The following is an 18457-nucleotide window of genomic DNA, read 5'->3' as shown; positions in this document are numbered from 1 at the left end:
TTAAATTTTAACGGATGGACGCTTTGACTTTTATCACCTAATGTTTGCTTTCTGCCAATTCAAAGTTGCGCTCCGCACAAAATATAAATAATCTCCATTACAAATTCTAATTTATCGACTTGTTTCTAAGCCCCAATTATGGCACTATTTCGTGGTACAGTTATTTTTCCGGTACTTCATTAGCTCATGCTTTATCAAGTAGTTAAGCATTACTTCCCAACTTATTAAACTACTTTATTATCACTCTACAACATCAAAAACTTCCTATAGTTAAATAAAAATATCCGTTCTATAAACAGCTTTATTATCACTGCACAGAAGAAGAATTATATCATCTTAAAATATTCCGTAAGTTTTTTGTTTTCTTTTTCGCGTAATCGTTTATTCTCCTCCTCTAATTGCTTATTTTTTTTTTCTAACTTTTCAATTCTTCTTTTGAGAGAAGCGATTACGGCATTTTGATTGTTCTCATCTCGTTTAATTCGAGAGTCTACAAATGTCTTTTCTTGTTGATTTCGTAAGAAATTGATACGCTCTTTGAGCTCATTATGGTTATAAAGCGTTGCTTTGCTCACCCCAGCTTCTGCTGCCACGCTATTAAAGTTAATTGCCTTAGAGCTCTTGGTTAGACGTTTAATCGCTTCCTCAACCTTGGCTATAGTTGTCTGTTTCCTTTTTTCGTGTAGCTGCCTCAGTTGCTCCTCACGGTCGAAATTAGCCACGCTTAACACCTTCCCTTTTCTTACGTTCTAATTGTCTCTTCATCCGGTCAAATCGTCCAAAAATGACATTTCCACCCTTGATTGTTTCATAAATGTTTTGGTATCTCTCCAAGTTCTTTTCGTTTGCTTTAACCATATCTTCGCGACCATATTCTTTTGAGGCTTCAATCCACTTTGTCGTCGTTTCTATGAGAAGCTCATACTTTTTAACATCAAAACTCGTCATACCTACAGCTAAATCAAAACAAGGCTTTCCATCGTTTGCTGTGAGACAAGGGGGTTCTGCTGATAATGGACAGTTTCCATTCACTCTGGCGCGACAAGTCCCGTAAGGGTTGTCCAATGCGTTTAACTTTTCGTCTTTCCACATCATATCCATGATGTCTTCAGGGATGTCTTCAGCTTCTGAGACCTGATGAATTTCCCCATTTAGGTCAAAGCTAAATACACCTTGCTTAATAACCTTCTCGAACTCCTTGCGTTTCGTATCATCCAATAAACGGGCATATCGCATCGTCATTTCAGGAGAAGCATGAGCCAATAGCCCCTGCACAGTTAAAATATCAGCTCCACCATTTAACATTTTCACCGCATAAGTGTGTCTAAATTGGTGTGATTTGAAGTGGAAGACGTTGCCTATTTCGTCAGTAATGTTCTTTTCGATTGCTAGTTCGTTAAGTTTGCTTTGCACCCATCCTTGTGAAAATGGTTTCCCCTTACGGGAACCATTTTACCGAACAAAAATATATTTATCAGGGTTGTTATCCTCATTGCTGAGTTCCTTGGAGTTGTGTATTAAAACGGCTATCATATTGGCTAATTGGTCGTCAATCGGAATTTTATGACCTTTTACATATGTTTTTTCAATATCGGTTTGAATAGAATATTTGCCATTTAGCTGAACCAAACAGTCCTGTGTTAATCCTAATGTATCGCTGATACGCAATCCAGTTTTAAAAGCAACCCACACGATAGGTTGTACGTCTGGATGAAGGTCGCTAATGTTTTCAAATAACTGCTCCAATACATGTTCAGGAATGTAATCAATATCGTCATCTGATTTCTTATCAAGACGTGGATAGTCCTCAGAGTAAAGTAATTTTGCAGTTGATTTCTCAGGTGCTATACTGTAATCAAAACGTTGGGTATCTTTCAAAAATGTATTAACACGTTTTAGGTTATCAAATATGTGTTGTTTTGGATTAGCATTTTTATTTTTCAAATTATTTCGGGCATAATGACGAAGAAACTCCAAATACTTTTCGATATGCTGTCTTGTAAGACCATTTAAATCATTCCATTCAGGCTCTAGCTCACTAATGAAATTTAAAAACTTAGGAACATTTCTTAAATATTCACGAGCTGATGACCACGAAAATTTTCCACCACCAAGTAATCTAGTTTTGATATATTTTTTTAAATACTGTTTAAAAACAGCGTTTTGAATACTTGTGAAGTCAAGAAAATAATGCGTTACCGATGCATTATATGTCACCCCATATTTGTCATATAACACCCTAACATTCCATCTATCTTTCTCCCATTCTTCACGATCATCTGTTATATTGAATAATTTTCCATACAGGGAACGAAAGAAGTTCGCTGTAGTTGTTTTAACTTCGAGTTCACCATATTGGATACTTTTCTTTGTTTGGGTTGTTTTTACACCTTTGTTGTTCAACCACAAAATCCACTGTTTCTCAGTCTTTTCAACATCTAATTCAAGGAGAGAATGGAGGTGGGAATGCTTTTCGTTAAGAAATAAAACTAATTTGTTTATGGATGTTTTGTAGCCATAAACAAGGCTGTAAAAACTCGGTTCATCGTTAAACAACTTATGATAGAAAACAAATTTAAGTTCTAAGCCAATGGTATAATTTTCGATACAGAACTTTATATTTTTAGTTGTTCCTTTGTATTTATTGAATTGCTCTTCAAAATTAGGAATTTGACCAATATCGTTAACGTTCCAAACGTCATTGACTAAAAAGTAATCATCTTTCACAAGTCTTCTTTTTACCGTGCCATCACTGGACACATCTTTAACCTCGTAAGATGAGAGGGTGGAGGTAATTAAGTTCCAATATTCGCTTTGTGGGAGTGAATTATTTGCTATGATTTTATCCAATGACTTTCCTCCTAAAATGCCAATCTCGTTTAAAAAGGAACTGCTTCATCAGGAATACCTGATTGAAAGTCTTCCTCTTTGTTCTCTTTTCTTCGCCCAATCTCAAAGGCAGGAGAAGCCTTCTCCCAATCCTTGCGGATATCATCTTCGGAAGGGTGGACGTATAAGTTCATTGTTGTCTGTATTTGTGCATGACCTAGGCGCTCTTGCACCATCTTAATGTTTTTCGTTTGAAGGTAATAAATCGTTCCGTGAGTGTGTCGGAACATATGCGGAGTAATATGTATGCCTGTTCTCTTCTCAACCTCTTTGAAGGTCGCATAGACATCAGAATAGGTAAGGGGCTTCCCGGCATTCTTCCCCCAAATTTTCACAAACACAAAGTTATGGTCTGGATTATATTCATCAAGCACTTCGTACAAATAATCGTCGTATAAATCCATGAGTCCTTGAGAGATATCTATTCTTCTCTCTCCGGTCTTCAATTTACCTCCGTTTGGTAGTTCCCCTCTATCTATCAGTTGGATTTTGTGTTTTCTTTGTTTGACATCAAATTGAAAGTCTTCGAGAAACAGGGAGAGAACCTCTCCAATACGCAATCCACTTTCAAAAAGCAACCGCACCAGAAATTTATCCCTAATGTTCGTTGTAGATTGATAGATTAAATTAATTTGTTCTTTTGTAAATACTCTTACTCTTTCTCTCGGTTCATCTAATTTAAGGACGTTTTTAGATATTGGTTTCCCTTCATTTACGTGATGTAAGAAACCCTTGTACCCATTTCCACCAGCGCCAATGAACATCTTCTTCATAAGCTTTTCCACAAGATCTGAGTCAACTAAATCATTTCGGTATAGGTAATCATAAAAGGATGTCACGACCGTAAGGTAATTGTTTACTGTGCTTTCCCTGCGTTTAGCTTTTGTTGTTTTATGAGGTACAACATTATTGTTTTCGTAAGGGGTTCTAAGCCAAACAACAAAGTTAGATAGTCTCTGAAAGTTGATTTCTTGATAACCAATCTTTACTTGTTCCAGATATGTAAAGTAATGTTTTAAAGCCGTACAGTAAGTCTTTAAAGTATTGCTGCTACTCTCCCTGTTATGAAGGTATTTCATATACTTTGCAACAGGTTCAACAGGTAACCCATTTGTGTCCAGTAGAAGGTAGGCTTTTGTATTGTCAACAGATATCTCTTCCACTCTCATAAGAATACTCTCCCGTTAATCATTATTTTTAATAGTAGTTCTACCCATAGAGCCTACCGTCATTGTTGTTTTTAAGGTCCTCGCACCGAGGCTCTGTCCTCCTCCCAAAACCAAACAAACATTTCTAATTATATATCCATATTATACTCATTAAACCGAATGTTCAATCTTCATTTATTTCATTCGTTATGTAAATAAAAAAGGATAATCAGCCCTCATAATGGACTAACTATCCTACACATTATTACCTTAATTTAAATTAAATGGTCCTCTTCTTTTTCAGTTTTTCAATAGAATAATATAAAGTGAAACTATAATCAGTGGGGGTGTTCATCCCCCACTGATTATTAGCCCTCACCAATCGGGCGTTTACGGGCAGTCCGACTCCCACCTAACTTCTTTGCTTCAGCCGAGTTTTGAGGTGGGAGTTTTACTGCCCACAAATAGCGGGATAAATTAAGACTAAATCTCACTCTTTTTCAAAAACTGCTCAATTTCTTTTATTACATGTTTTGCGCCTTCTATACTAACAGTAATGTTTCCATTTGCTAATGAAATATTTTGATCTGAAACATCGCCTGTTATTTGACAAGCATTGTAAGGTTGATATTTTTGTAAAATGACTTTGTCTTCTTCTACAAAAATTTCAAGTGGTGATTTGATTTGTATTCCTAATACATCTCTTAATTCTTTAGGAATAACTATCCGTCCCAATTCATCTACTTTTCGAATAATTCCTGTTGCTTTCATGTTACTCCCCCTTACTCTCTATTATTTTTTTCACCTCGCTATTTTCATTTTATCACTATATATTTGGTAATGCCTTACTCTTTTTAGAAAATATAGTACAAAAGTTAAAAAAACACATTTAACGAATATTCAATCTTTCTTTCAATTGTCTTAAATAACGAGATCGTATAATTAAGAAGTATACAACTTGAATACTTACAAAAATACTTAATACAATTGTATTTTCTTTAAACAGTGAGTACTCAAACATTTGTCCTAATGCCGTTAATGCTACTGCCCCATGTAATGTTGCAACTCCAACTGGAACGAAGAATAAAAGCGCTAAGCGGATTGTGACTACTTTCGACAATTCGCCTCTCGTCAATCCAACTTTTCGAATCATTTCAAATAAACGAGTATCATCCTCCATATCAGAAAATAAACGGAAGTAAAGGAAGCTTCCTGCACAAACGAAAAATACAATACCAATAAAGAAACCTACAAATAAAATGGGTCCTGCGATTTGTAAACTTTGGTTTTGTTCGTACTCTTCTGCACTAAACGTTGCATGTTCTTCATAAGGCTTCATCTGATGCGTAAGTTCTTTACCAACCTCAATTTCATCTTTCGTTCCTTCTGTTTTGTACACATAATCTTTTTCTTCTTTAAATCCATCTTGTAATGCATCATATTGATTGCTAGAGATTACATACACGTTACCCCTAAGTATTTTACTTAATGAAGAAGTATTAACTTTTTTCACCTTTAAGGGCTCATTGGCATTTGGGAAAGAAATTTCTTTTCTTTCCTTTATCGGTGGCCCTGGTATTTTTACTGACAGAAATAGGGCTTCTTTGTCTGATAAAGTATTAAACGGTTCCCCTGTTAACTTCGCATACTCCTTATAATCCGATTCTTTTATAAAAATAGCACTTCTTAGCGATTGTTCTTCCGTTTTCTTCGATGAAATATTTATTTTTGAAGCTGCTATATTATGTTTCTTTAATCCTCCATCAATGATCTTCAGATGCTGTGATTCATTACTATTTCCTTGCTTAGAGTGGTAATGAAACGCAATCGGTCTCTCCATAATTCCTTTCGTCATTGATGCGAAGCCAACCAATGTACCTATTGCTGAAAATGCTACTGTTGAAATAATTGTTACAATAAAGAACATTCTAGCGTTATCTCTCATACGGTATGCTAAATCTGACAAAGTAATAATATTTGTCTGTGTCCAATAGAAACGTTTACTTTTTTTACATAGTCTAATAATAAAGACGCTCAACTGCTTGTACAGCAAGTACGTACCGATAGTGACTACCGTTGTAACAGGAATCATCATAATAAATACCATTGCACCATGTGACATAAGAGCGCCTGCATACCCAGCACTAAGCAATACTACTGCTAATATAGAAGAAATTATAGATGCCTTCGGTTCTGGTTTCGCCTCTGCTGATCCTCTAAACAATTTCATAATTTTATTTTTACGAACCATTCCGGCACTAAATAAGGAAATGATAATAAATAATATGAAAAACATAATACTCGTTACAACTATCGCTTTCATCGGTATGTAATAGGATAAGGAAATATCTAGTTTTAATATCATTGGGGCTACAACAATTAGTACTCCTGAAAACAGCATACCTGAAAGAATCCCGAAAATAATTGCCCCTATTCCAATCATGATATTTTCAAAGAAGATAAGACGCTTTAATTGATATTTCGTCATTCCAAGCATCATTAATATCCCTAGCTCACGTTTTCTCGTTTTTAAAAACATTCCCATAGAATATAAAATGAAGAAAAATGTAAACAAGTAAATAATAGACTGTGCAAAAGACATACTTACGAATACGTACTGTCCTAATTGTCCAGCACTTAATGCCGGATGAAACGCAAAAAATGAATACACAAAAAAGGCCATAATGGCAAATGCACTACTCAAAAAATATGCTGAGTATGTCCGTCTATTTCGTGTTACATTCCGATATGCGAGTTCTCTAATGTTCATATTACTTCTCCGCCCTTCTACTAACTATGCTTTTATATTAGTAAAGTACGGAAATACCTTCCATCGATTCAAATGACAAAAACCTTACATTATTGAAAGGTTTAAAAAAATTGCTTACACGAAGCAGTTTCATTATAATGACTACATTCATATTCATACACACATCCTATTGTATATTCGTTAGTTTTGCGAAATAATAAAGGATAGAGGTATGTGCCAATATACATATAAACTTATTTATCGCTTTAATATGAATAGGAGGAAAACATAATGACATTACAAGAACAAATTATGAAAGCATTACATGTTCAGCCTGTAATTGATCCGAAAGAAGAAATTCGTAAACGAGTTGATTTCTTAAAAGATTATGTAAGAAAAACAGGTGCGAAAGGATTTGTACTTGGAATTAGTGGCGGACAAGACTCTACATTAGCTGGGCGTTTAGCTCAACTTGCAGTTGAAGAAATTCGTAATGAAGGTGGTAACGCAACGTTTATCGCCGTACGTCTTCCGTACAAAGTACAAAAGGATGAAGATGACGCACAATTAGCATTACAATTTATTCAAGCTGATCAATCTGCTGCATTTGATATCGCTTCAACCGTTGATGCTTTTTCAAATCAATACGAGAACTTATTAAGTGAATCATTAACTGATTTCAATAAAGGTAACGTTAAAGCACGTATCCGTATGGTTACACAATATGCAATTGGTGGACAAAAAGGTCTACTTGTTATCGGAACAGATCATGCTGCAGAAGCTGTAACAGGATTCTTTACAAAATTCGGAGATGGTGGTGCAGATCTATTACCATTAACGGGATTAACGAAGCGCCAAGGACGTGCTTTATTACAAGAGTTAGATGCAGATGAGCGACTTTACTTAAAAATGCCAACAGCTGATTTATTAGATGAAAAGCCAGGTCAAGCTGATGAAACAGAATTAGGCATTACTTACGATCAATTAGATGATTATTTAGAAGGTAAATCAGTTCCAGCTGACGTTGCAGAAAAAATCGAAAAGCGTTATACAGTGAGTGAACATAAAAGACAAGTACCAGCGTCACTGTTTGATGATTGGTGGAAATAGAACATAAAAAAAGAAGCTAATCTTTTAGCTTCTTTTTTATATATTAGCGATATACCCCTACTCTTTTCTCCAATAAATCTTGCAAGCAATCTTCATGTTGTTTACAAAATAACGGTGGCATTTTATCTAACGGGAAAAACTTCAAATCCAACGTTTCATCACCGTCTACTTTTTTGTTCCCTCCAACGATTGAAAACTTAAAGAATATTACAATTGCCTGTGCCTGATCTCCATTCGGATATGTTTGAAAATATTTTGTATACACCCCAATAAGCTCATTTATTTCTACATCATATCCTGTTTCTTCTTTAACTTCTCGAATGGCAGTTTCTGCCGCTGACTCTCCTATTTCCATTGCACCGCCTGGAAAGCCCCAAGCGTTAAAGTCTCCCCTTTTTTGCAGTAATACTTCTCCCTCTTTATTAAATACACAACCACCCGCAAAGTTTAAGAAAATATAATCATGTCCTACTTTTTCACGTAATTCCTTTATATAATTCGCCATTTACTTCTCCTTTTTATACATCTTCCATCATTCTTTTTTTATCTTTTTCAAGCAATTCAATAATCCGATCTAGCTTCTGATTCATATTAATCACATGTTATTTTACAATAAGCTTTTAATGAACAGAGTAAATGATAGGAAAAACAAAACGATAAGTCCGATTACTAGACAAGAATATATCAATGTAAACATATTACTTTCGAACAAGTTCATTCAACTATCGCATCCTCTCTCCTTCATTATATCACACAATTCTAAATAGTCGCTAATATTATAACCAAATGCAAAAAGAGCACCTTTTAAAGATGCTCTTTTTCATTAATACGTAAATGTAATTGTCGCTAATGAATAACCTGCCATTGCACTATATGGCGCAACTTGATAAGATACACGCTTTGCACCTTTTGGCCAAGTTACTTCATTTAATACTGTCTTTATATCTTGCATCGTTCCATCCATAGACTGCTTATATCGTACTTCTACTTTTTCTGGTTTAGATGCAAATTGTTGCTGTAACTTTTGCTTAAATTCATTATAATTTTCCGCTCCATATTGTGCAGACAAGTATTTTAAATTTGTTTCTTTTAACATTTGCTCATATACAATCGTTTTTGAGCTACCAGCTTTTATTTTGTTTGTTAATTCACCAAAGTAACTTGTAGTTGCCGCTGGATATTTACTACGATCCCATTCGTGGTCTTTGCTTAACTGCTCGTCAGACATATTAAAATAGGAATATGTTACACGCCCAGCTTTATCTGGTACTGGATCATCGAATGTAGTATCTAGGTGGTACCACTTGTTATCAATGTTCACTAAATTCCATGCGTGAGCTTGTCCATTTCCTGTACCTGTTACAATATGATTTTGAATACCTGCTTCTTGCAATAATTGATATGTTAATAATGTATATCCTTGGCAAACTGCAGAACGATTCGCTAACGCTTCATACGCTGTATACGCTTGATAAGACGTATCATAAGATACATGTTTTACAACGTAATCATGAATAGCTTTTACTTTCTCATGCTCATCCATTCCTGGTTTTACAATTGAACCGATAATTGCTTTCGCCTGAGACTTTACATACTGTGTTTGCTCATTTGATTCACGATACTCCACTTGTAATGTAAACGTATAATTCCCTGGCATACCTTTTATAGAATACTTAGTAGATGCTACATTATATTTTACATACTCATCAGCATCTACGATTTTATTAAACTCGCCGTACAATTGGTCCATAATCTTTCTAGCATCTCTATCTTTTGTTTTATATGCGATTGTAATATTTTCTTCACGATTATCAATCTGTTTTTTTAATTCTTTTCTGAAATCATTTAACAACTTTGCATCTGATTGTGTTGTCACTGTAGTCGGATTCGTAGCCGCATAAGATACAGATGACGCTTGTAAGCCTCCCATTACTATAGTTGAACAAAGTGCGGCAGCTGTCACATACTTACTTGTCTTTCCCATCTTGTCACTCCTTACATTCTATAACTATACAAAAAAGTATCGTATAGTTTCAGAGTATACAATACTTTTTAAAATAGGTCATATGAGATTATGCATATTTAACATTGTAAAAAGGTTGTTCTTTTTACAAGAACAACCTTCTTCATTAACAAGTTTGTAACACACAACATGTATTTTCAAAACGTCGATTTTTCAAATCTTCATTACTAATACAGAAATATAGCATTCCTAATTCTCCCCAAACCATATTACAATTTTTATGATCTGAATCAATTTGGAATAAAAGCGTCATTTGCTGTGGCTCTATCCCCATATATTCTCCTGTCTCATATAATACTTCCTCTTGTACAGAGAATGGTTCTCCAAACATTTGATGATTATCATAGTTGTCTGGGATTAACTCTTCAAGTAATTGCAAGAAACGATCTGAATCCGCCTCATCTTCAATGAAAAGCTCCGGTAATTTATACGTCAGTTCAAAAGTAATTGCACACTGGTTATATTTCGCTTGTATTTCATCTGCTCTACGTAATTGCTCTACAGGGATATCATAATAAAGTACACGTCCAGCTTCGTTTGGATTTACATCTTCTTCAAAGTAATTTTCAATATTAAAGAAATATAACATCCCTGTCTTAGGAAGATTGTGATCCATACCAACGTTTTGTAGATCACTTAAATTAAACTGTGCAATAAAACGTAACGGATTCTCTTTGTATGTTGGATATTCAAATGAATCCGGCAAATCAGGAACTCCCCCCATTTTCGAACTACCTATCGCAACCATTTCTTGCTGCTCGGGCACAACTTTTACACAAGGAAATATAGTATTAATAAGTTCCTCTTTTAAATGTGTCAGTCCATATTTATCAATTAACACTTCAATTTGCTGTCTCATAAATTCTCCTTACATTTACATACTTATTTGTATCATAGCACAAAGATTATACTTCATTCATTGTAAAATCAACAAGCCTTCCAAAAAAACGGGCTTATCCCTCGTACGCGAACAAGTTTAAAAAAGCATAGTATACATTGTTCCTACAAACACGATAGTTCTTTATTTCTTCCAGTATATTTTCCCCTCGTTCATTTTTATTTTTAATTTAAGGAGGAATTCCACATGGGTTACGGATATAGTTGCGGCGGTTACGGCGGTGGTTACGGTTACGGCGGTAGTTGTGGTGGATGTGGTTATGGAGGCTTCGCTTTATTAATCGTTTTATTTATCCTTCTAATCATCATTGGAGCTAGCTGTTGGGGCGGCGGATTCGGCTGCTAGTAAACTTAAAAACTATTGTAAAAAAGCGCGTACAATACGTGCTTTTTTGCCATTTTCAAATTTTCCATCTGAAAGGAAGTATGTTTAATGAAGATTGATGGTGTTTTCGAGGGAGGCGGTGTACGCGGAATTGCGCATGTAGGGGCAATTTGCGCGTTAGCTGAAAAAGGCTATGAATGGGAGCGTGTAGCTGGAACATCAGCTGGTTCAATTATCGCAGCGCTCCTAGCAGCAGGATATTCTTGTTCAGAGTTAAAAACGATAATAACTGATATTGATTATAATAAATTTATGAAAAAAAACTTTATTGACAGAATCCCATTTATCGGCAAAGGATTAAGCGCATGGACTACTCTTGGTATTTACTCTAATATTTTTATAGAAGAATGGATTGAAGAATTACTTCGAAAAAAAGGAGTTCACTTATTTACAGATTTACCTGATTTAAATAAGCTTAAAATTATCGCTTCTGATATAAGTAACGGTAAAATGGTTGTCTTCCCCGATGATTTACCGAACTATGGATTTTTAAATTATCGCTTCTCTATTGCTAAAGCTGTAAGAATGAGTAGTACAATCCCCTTCTTCTTTGAACCCGTAAAATGGAGAACCCCCAGATGGAAGCAACCTTGTTATATGGTTGATGGAGGGATTTTAAGCAATTACCCAATTTGGATTTTCGATTCACCTGCCTCTCCTCGCTGGCCGACTTTTGGGTTTCATTTTGTAAAAGATGAGATTCAAGCTGATCCTGCCCACTATAACGAGCCTATCTCCATGTTCAAAGGACTATTTAAAACAATGATGCAAGCCCATGATTTACGTCATTTAGACAAGGAATCTAAAGCAAGAACGATTACAATTCCAACGGGATCCATTACAAGTACAAACTTTGAGTTAACAAAGGAAGAAAAAGAGTGGCTTTACAATTCTGGCTATAACGCTGCAAATAAGTTTGTACAATCTTGGAACTTCAGACAATATATTGATGAATATAGAAACGGAAATCAGGACCGAAAAACAAATCGGTATTTCCGTCAACTTGACTCATAATACTATTATTTTTCATACGAGAACACTTAACGCTTTCAAAAAAAATAAGCCTAGTAATATCATATATTACTAGGCTTATTTACTTCTTGCATAATTATTATACGTTGCTTAAGGATAAGTTAACCCTTCAGCTTCCTCCGCAGTAATAACTGTGTATCGATTTCCCGTTCGTAATCCTAACAATTCCGCTTTTTCAATTGCATCCTGCTTCGTCTCCGCATAAGCAGCTAAATATTTATCCCCATCGATAATTTGGCAAATTACATATCGTTTCATTATTTTCTCCTCTTACATTTTCATTAGTTGTGCAAGTTTTTTTATACCTATTTCAATTTCTTCTAACGTTGCGTATGAATATGATAGGCGCAAAAATTGGTTTGCACTTCTATCATACAAAGTACCTGGATTTAATAAAATCTTTTCTTGCAAAGCTTTGTCAAATAAGCTACGGTTCGAAACAGGTACATTCATATGTAACCAAATATAAAAACCACCTGCCGGTTCATACCATGTTGCTATATCATGACAATATTTCTCTAACATTTGTAACATAAAATCTCTGCGCTTTTTCAACTTAATTCTTACAAACTGTAAATGTTCATCATACAATCCATTTCCAAACCACTCCGCTGCAATCTGCTGGGATATAGAACTTGAACCATAATCAGTTTGCATTTTTATATCTGCTAATCTTTGAATAACGGATTCTGATCCAACAATCCATCCAATTCTTAAACCAGGACTAATGACTTTGGACAGACTTCCAATATGTAGCACGATACCATTTTTATCATATGCCTTTAAAGGCTTTGAAACTGGTGCATCGAACCATAAATCTTGATATACCGCGTCCTCAATAATAGGTAATCCAATTTCATTACATATCTCCATCACTTCTTCCCTCTTCTTAGCGTTCATACTAAAATTAGTCGGATTATGAAAAGATGGGATCGTATATAAAATAGATGCGTTAAATTGTTTCTTATATTTTGTAATATATGAAGTATATATACCATTCTCATTCATTGGTATTCCAATCAAACGCATTCCTGCTGATTGAAATACATTAAGCGAATATAAATATGATGGTTTTTCTAATAAAATTGATGCTCCTTTCGGAAGAAGCCCCATAGAAATAAGTTGCAGTGCTTGAATTGCCCCTGAAACAATTAAAATAGAGTCAGGAGATACATATACCCCATGCCCTTTTAAATATTCCGCAATTTTTTCTCTTAAATGGAGATTTCCTTTCGGTTCCTCATACCCAAGTGTAACATTTGATTGTAAAATTTTATTAATAATACCCTTCATCTTTTTCTCAGGCAAGAGACTCGGTGAAAGTTCACCTGTTCCTAATCGAATTACATTGGGAGTAAATTCAGCTTGATTAATCTCTTGTACAGCAGGAAGATTTGGATAATGAAGTCCTGTTTCCACATAAGACTGCCAGTTTGGAGGCAGGGCATATGTAGAAGTACTCTCACTATTATTTATAACAATTGTTCCCTTCCGGCCATTCCCCTCAATATACCCTTTTGCTACTAATTCATCGAAAGCCATTACAATTGTACTTCGATTCACTTCAAACGTATGCGCCAAATCTCTTTGTGAAGGTAATTTCGTTCCAACTGTCCATTCCCCATTAACAATTCTTTCTTTTATATAAGATTCTATTTGTTTATATAAAGGCATAGACGAAGACATATTAGGTTTCCAAACGAACCTTTCCATCCTATCACCTCACATTCTTTTTGGTTGGTAACCTATCCAACCATATGGATGGATACAAATTTTCATTTCTTCTATACAATATACACTATCATAACTAATCACATTAAGTAGGAGGTAATATGATGAGTGAAGCAATTATTCACGGTATCATCCTTGCATTTGGTCTTATCATTCCATTAGGTGTCCAAAATGTTTTCGTCTTTAATCAAGGCGCTAGTCAACCAAATATTTGGCGATCTGCTCCTGTAGTCTTGACTGCATCTATATGTGATACATTATTAATATTAATTGCTGTACAAGGTGTATCCCTTGTACTCCTTACTTTTTCTTGGTTAACAACTACTCTGTATATGATTGGATTTTTCTTTCTTATGTATATGGGCTGGGTTATTTGGAGAAGCGATCCTTCAAATGATGTAAAACAAGAAAAAAGCATGCCTTTAAAAAATCAAATTATTTTCGCCGCATCGGTTTCATTACTAAATCCACACGCAATTTTAGATACAATTGGTGTAATTGGAACAAACTCTATACAGTACATAGGAAGTGAGAAATGGGCTTTCACTTTGGCAACAATTATAGTTTCTTGGATTTGGTTTATTAGTTTAGCTTTTGCTGGAAAATTTCTAAAAGGATTAGACTCGACAGGAAAAACGATTACAGTATTAAATAAATTTTCAGGACTAATCATATGGGGAGTCGGGCTTTATATGTTAATACAAGTTATTTTCCCTAACTAAATAGCGTAAAACTTTAATCAGTGGGGGTTTCCCCACTGATTATTAGCCCACCAATAACAGACAAAGAGAACCGCATGTTAATCATATAACACGCAATTCTCTTTCTAACTATGAATTCGGTTCCGGTTTCTTTTTTACCATCATTGTATCTTTTGCTGGTTTAATCCAAATAATTGCTATGACGGCACCAATAGCAGCGAAGATGCTTGTTAAATAAAATACTTCATGGTCCGATCCTTTCATAAAAAAAGAATAAAGGGGTGGTCCAGCTGCTACACCGATAAATCGCATTGAACTATAAAATGACGTAACTGTCCCCCTCTGCTCTTTTTCAATCCCTTGTGTAATAAGAGCATCTAAACACGGTAACGCCATACCAATTCCTATCCCCATAATAACGAGACAAAGAAGTAGCAAATAGATTCCTTTTAGGAATAAAGGTAAGAAGACAGATACAGCAGCCAGTAAAAAACCAATATAAATACACTTTTTCATAATATCTTGTTTATCTCCAATTTTTTTACCAGCCATATATGAACTAATTGATAGTACAAGTAAAGGAATAGCGAGTACACACCCTTTCCATATACCATGAATGTCGTACTTCGACTCCAGTATAGTTGACAGATAAAAAAGTATTCCGAATAAAATAAGCATAATAATTGCACCTAGTATAAAAATGGCAATTAACCATCTTCCCTTTTCTCGAAACGTAGAGATAATAGATTGAATAAATTCTTTAAGTGGTGGGACTTCTTCTTCTTGTTTCTTCGCCTTTACTAGTACCAGTAGTAAAACAATCGATATTAAACATAACACTGGAATCGCCCAAAATGGTAAGAACCATACAATAGCTGCAAGAGCTGATCCTAATATGGGACTCAATACTTTTCCAAATGTATTTGACGTCTCAATGATTCCTAAACCTGCACTAACCTGTTTTTCATCTTTGTATAAATCACCTACACATGGTATGACAACTGGCATAGCACCAGCAGCACCTATCCCTTGAATTGCTCTTCCGATAAGAATCCAAACGTAAGGATTATCAACTTTCCATGATACCCAGCCCGTTATCGCTCCCCCAATAGCTGCAATTAATAAACTTGGAACCATTACCATCTTTCGTCCCCATCTATCTGATAAATAACCAGCAATCGGTATAAGTATAATTGCAATGATAGAATAAATTGTAATAATCATGGATACTTGGAAAGATGAAATATGTAATTTCTTTTCAATGGTTGGCAGGATTGGAATAAGCATTGAATTACCTAACGTCATAACAAGTGGAACTGATGCAAGTGCAATTAAACAACAGTTTTCTTTTTTTAACATGTTGATTTCGGAACCTTTCATCATATATTTCTTACCATATAATAGCCCTGCTGGAAATTATGTTTACATTCCACCAGGGCTATTTCATCTTTACTACTTTCCATTTACAACAAAAGAAATTGGGTAAAATATAGCATTACTCCTATTCTTTGAATCCTGTTCACAATATATCCATACCAATTAATTGAAAATAAAAAAGAAAGGAAGAATCCTTCCTTTCTCCTATAACCTTCTACATTTAGCGAGTATATCCGCCACCAAGCTGTTGTTCTGCCATCGCTACAAGGCGTTTTGTAATTTCACCGCCTACAGAACCGTTTGCACGTGAAGAAGTATCAGCTCCAAGCTGTACACCAAACTCTTGTGCAATTTCATATTTCATTTGATCTAGAGCTGCTTGTGCTCCATGTGATGCTAATTGATTAGCGTTACGATTTCTAGCCATTACCGATCACCTCCTTATATATATTAAATTGTATCAAATCCGAAATTAAATACATGGTAATTTTTGGTTATTTATTACATAAAAAAAAGAGTCTCTTAAACGAGACCCTTACATCATTTCATCTTATGAGGTTACTACTTCTAATTTTCTATTTATTAATGCTCTCATTTCTTCTTTTAATATATCTTTCGCATTATGTCCAAACCATTCAAGTGAAGCAAAATGTTCAGTATCGCTCACTTCCTGGATGATTTCATCATAATTTACTATACCTTCAAATAATGGGACCATTCCTATACGACTTCCAGCAGCGGCATATACATTATTTGGTTCAAACACGTGTAAATACTCCGCTGATGATATATTCTTAAAATGGTAATGTTCTATCCACGGCTTTAGTTGCTGGAAACTATCTACCGGGTCTGCACCAGACTCCCAAATATGAAGAAAATCTAGGTTTATTTTTAAATATGGATGATTTACTTCTTCTAACAATTTCAAAGTAGACGGTAAAGTATCCGTTAACGTATTTGGATGTGTTTCTAATAGTATATACATATTGTGCTGAGCAAATAGATCACAAATCATGCGAATTCGCTTCACATACTCTTTTCTCTCTTGTTCCGAGAAATCCTCACTACCTTTTTGCCCGGCAAACGTACGAATTTTATTTGTATTAAACCAATTAGCTAGTGTTACCAGCTGTTCACATTTTTCCATCGTTTTTTGAAAATCTGCTAATAATGATATGTCCAAGTAATCACTTATCATCGTGACCTCTAAATTTTTATCCTTTAAATAATCTATTTCTCGTTCTGTCGTTTCACGCTCTTGCATATATAAATTTTGTGCATGGGTCCCCCACAACTCAATTCCTTCAAAACCGTTTTCATATGCAAATTGAACAATATCAGTAAATGAAATTAGTTGATGTCGAAATGAAATTGTACATAGCGAATATTTCATTTGTTTGAGCTCCCTTATCTTAAATTCAATGAACTTGTATTAGTTAAGACAGACTGATTTGTTTTCATATCTTTCCATGACAGAAACTGTCTCTCTAATTCATCCTTAATTTGCAGTTCAATTGTATTCATTTCATCAAGCTTCTCAACAATTGGTAATAACATATCTTTATTTTTTGTCATTGCCATTTTGATTGCGCGGTACTGTACATTTGTAAATCCTTGTACAATGTCTTCCACTCGATCACACCAAGACTCAAATTCTTGCTCCGAATATTGTAAAGTTTCACGGAAGTATGCAAAGGCATGTTCATAGCTATATTTACGTATTGCCAATACGGGTATTTGCTTTACTGCCGTTACGAGCCTGGAAAGTGAATACCCATCCTCTTCATTTGCCATTTTTATTATTAAATTTTTTAATTCCATAGTTAGTTTGTTATCATTCTTTTTGAATGTTTCCATGAAATAACTTTCTACCATCTCTTGTGTTGGCTCCTGAATTCCTTCTATATCAATGAAATAGCCTCCACCAAATGGGTTGTCTTTAACAGAATGGAGCACTTTTTCTCTTTCCATATTCCCTTCCCAGCGAAAATCAGGATCAAGCATGAACCATTCATCTTCTTTCTCTGTCTTCGATATCATCAAGTAATGCGGAAACGGTTTTTGATGAAACTTATTTTCTCTCTCAGGCAATAAAGACATATCAACCATTACAATTACGTAACGATTTTCTGGCTTATTTTCTACTAATTCTAAAAATGTTTCTACATTGCTATTTTTATCTTTTGAATGATCGTACCATTCGTTCACTTTAATACCATACAATTTTTCATACCAGAGTAAGTAGTTATCATGGTTAATGTTTTCGGAATGATAAGAAATAATCCCGCCTTCTGTTATATCAAAATCTCCATCCCATAATCCGAAATAAAATGGCCGGAAATCTATATCGCTACGCCTTTTTATAATTTCACAAAAACAACTCACTAAACAGTGAACTTTAATTGAAGTCATACT

The 18457-nt window shown here is 34.8% G+C and carries 17 protein-coding genes and 2 pseudogenes; 4 read left to right on the top strand and 15 right to left on the bottom strand.

Annotated elements, in window-relative coordinates; translation table 11 throughout:
• Positions 1-326: 326 nt before the first annotated feature.
• The 5 genes and pseudogenes from KPL75_RS23935 to KPL75_RS23915 form a co-directional block, all read right to left on the bottom strand.
• Positions 327-722: a DUF6262 family protein gene (locus KPL75_RS23935; protein WP_113710322.1), complete on the bottom strand. Its 396-nt coding sequence runs from the start codon at positions 720-722 to the stop codon at positions 327-329.
• Positions 715-2850, bottom strand: a pseudogene (locus KPL75_RS23930) (tyrosine-type recombinase/integrase). Before KPL75_RS23930 ends, KPL75_RS23935 begins: the two are co-directional and overlap by 8 nt.
• Before the next feature lie 29 nt (positions 2851-2879).
• Positions 2880-4058, bottom strand: a complete 1179-nt coding sequence (locus KPL75_RS23925) for a tyrosine-type recombinase/integrase (RefSeq protein WP_219918048.1) — start codon at positions 4056-4058, stop codon at positions 2880-2882.
• A 462-nt stretch (positions 4059-4520) separates the two neighbouring features.
• A complete protein-coding gene (locus KPL75_RS23920; RefSeq protein ID WP_000648281.1) occupies positions 4521-4808 on the bottom strand; it encodes an AbrB/MazE/SpoVT family DNA-binding domain-containing protein in 288 nt (95 codons plus the stop codon).
• A 118-nt stretch (positions 4809-4926) separates the two neighbouring features.
• Positions 4927-6807: an FtsX-like permease family protein gene (locus tag KPL75_RS23915; protein ID WP_219918047.1), complete on the bottom strand. Its 1881-nt coding sequence runs from the start codon at positions 6805-6807 to the stop codon at positions 4927-4929.
• A 270-nt stretch (positions 6808-7077) separates the two neighbouring features.
• Between KPL75_RS23915 and nadE the strand changes: the two genes are divergently transcribed.
• The gene (nadE, locus tag KPL75_RS23910) at positions 7078-7896 is read left to right on the top strand and encodes an NAD(+) synthase (RefSeq protein ID WP_219918046.1); all 819 of its coding nucleotides are present in this window, start codon (positions 7078-7080) and stop codon (positions 7894-7896) included.
• A 43-nt stretch (positions 7897-7939) separates the two neighbouring features.
• On the opposite strand, the gene KPL75_RS23905 is transcribed toward nadE, so the two are convergent.
• The 4 genes and pseudogenes from KPL75_RS23905 to KPL75_RS23890 all read right to left on the bottom strand — a co-directional run bounded on the left by KPL75_RS23905 (position 7940) and on the right by KPL75_RS23890 (position 10778).
• A complete protein-coding gene (locus tag KPL75_RS23905) occupies positions 7940-8401 on the bottom strand; it encodes an NUDIX hydrolase (protein WP_219918045.1) in 462 nt (153 codons plus the stop codon).
• 13 nt (positions 8402-8414) lie between these two features.
• A pseudogene (locus KPL75_RS23900) lies at positions 8415-8614 on the bottom strand (DUF4083 domain-containing protein).
• A 105-nt stretch (positions 8615-8719) separates the two neighbouring features.
• Positions 8720-9880 carry a transglutaminase domain-containing protein gene (locus tag KPL75_RS23895; protein ID WP_219918044.1) on the bottom strand — a complete coding sequence of 387 codons (1161 nt, stop codon included), beginning with the start codon at positions 9878-9880 and terminating at the stop codon, positions 8720-8722.
• A gap of 145 nt (positions 9881-10025) precedes the next feature.
• The gene (locus KPL75_RS23890) at positions 10026-10778 is read right to left on the bottom strand and encodes a YwqG family protein (protein ID WP_219918043.1); all 753 of its coding nucleotides are present in this window, start codon (positions 10776-10778) and stop codon (positions 10026-10028) included.
• 225 nt (positions 10779-11003) lie between these two features.
• On the opposite strand from KPL75_RS23890, the gene KPL75_RS23885 reads away from it, so the two are divergent.
• Together KPL75_RS23885 and KPL75_RS23880 are read left to right on the top strand one after the other, a co-directional pair.
• Positions 11004-11162, top strand: a complete 159-nt coding sequence (locus KPL75_RS23885; RefSeq protein ID WP_002118476.1) for a YjcZ family sporulation protein — start codon at positions 11004-11006, stop codon at positions 11160-11162.
• An 87-nt stretch (positions 11163-11249) separates the two neighbouring features.
• Entirely contained in the window at positions 11250-12215 is a 966-nt protein-coding gene (locus KPL75_RS23880) for a patatin-like phospholipase family protein (protein ID WP_219918042.1), read from the top strand.
• A 108-nt stretch (positions 12216-12323) separates the two neighbouring features.
• On the opposite strand, the gene KPL75_RS23875 is transcribed toward KPL75_RS23880, so the two are convergent.
• Positions 12324-12491, bottom strand: coding sequence for a DUF3933 family protein (locus KPL75_RS23875; protein WP_097829780.1), 168 nt, complete (start codon positions 12489-12491; stop codon positions 12324-12326).
• A 12-nt stretch (positions 12492-12503) separates the two neighbouring features.
• The gene (locus tag KPL75_RS23870) at positions 12504-13946 is read right to left on the bottom strand and encodes an aminotransferase-like domain-containing protein (RefSeq protein WP_219918041.1); all 1443 of its coding nucleotides are present in this window, start codon (positions 13944-13946) and stop codon (positions 12504-12506) included.
• Between the two features lie 122 nt (positions 13947-14068).
• Between KPL75_RS23870 and KPL75_RS23865 the strand changes: the two genes are divergently transcribed.
• On the top strand, positions 14069-14686 hold the full coding sequence (locus KPL75_RS23865; protein WP_219918040.1) for a LysE/ArgO family amino acid transporter: 618 nt from the start codon (positions 14069-14071) through the stop codon (positions 14684-14686).
• Positions 14687-14794: 108 nt separating this feature from the next.
• Here the strand turns inward: KPL75_RS23865 and KPL75_RS23860 are convergent, their stop codons facing one another.
• The 4 genes from KPL75_RS23860 to KPL75_RS23845 form a co-directional block, all read right to left on the bottom strand.
• Entirely contained in the window at positions 14795-16048 is a 1254-nt protein-coding gene (locus KPL75_RS23860; RefSeq protein ID WP_219918039.1) for a bacillibactin exporter BcbE, read from the bottom strand.
• A gap of 214 nt (positions 16049-16262) precedes the next feature.
• Positions 16263-16469, bottom strand: a complete 207-nt coding sequence (locus KPL75_RS23855) for an alpha/beta-type small acid-soluble spore protein (RefSeq protein ID WP_000113539.1) — start codon at positions 16467-16469, stop codon at positions 16263-16265.
• A 123-nt stretch (positions 16470-16592) separates the two neighbouring features.
• The gene (locus tag KPL75_RS23850; protein ID WP_219918038.1) at positions 16593-17435 is read right to left on the bottom strand and encodes a sugar phosphate isomerase/epimerase family protein; all 843 of its coding nucleotides are present in this window, start codon (positions 17433-17435) and stop codon (positions 16593-16595) included.
• Positions 17436-17449: 14 nt separating this feature from the next.
• Positions 17450-18454, bottom strand: coding sequence for a DUF6005 family protein (locus KPL75_RS23845; protein WP_219918037.1), 1005 nt, complete (start codon positions 18452-18454; stop codon positions 17450-17452).
• Positions 18455-18457: the final 3 nt, after the last annotated feature.

The sequence above is a fragment of the Bacillus sp. NP247 genome (assembly GCF_018966865.1).
In the GTDB taxonomy this organism is placed as follows: domain Bacteria; phylum Bacillota; class Bacilli; order Bacillales; family Bacillaceae_G; genus Bacillus_A.
The sequence above is the reverse complement of the archived record's forward strand: the minus strand, read 5'-3'. Positions and strand labels throughout refer to the sequence as shown.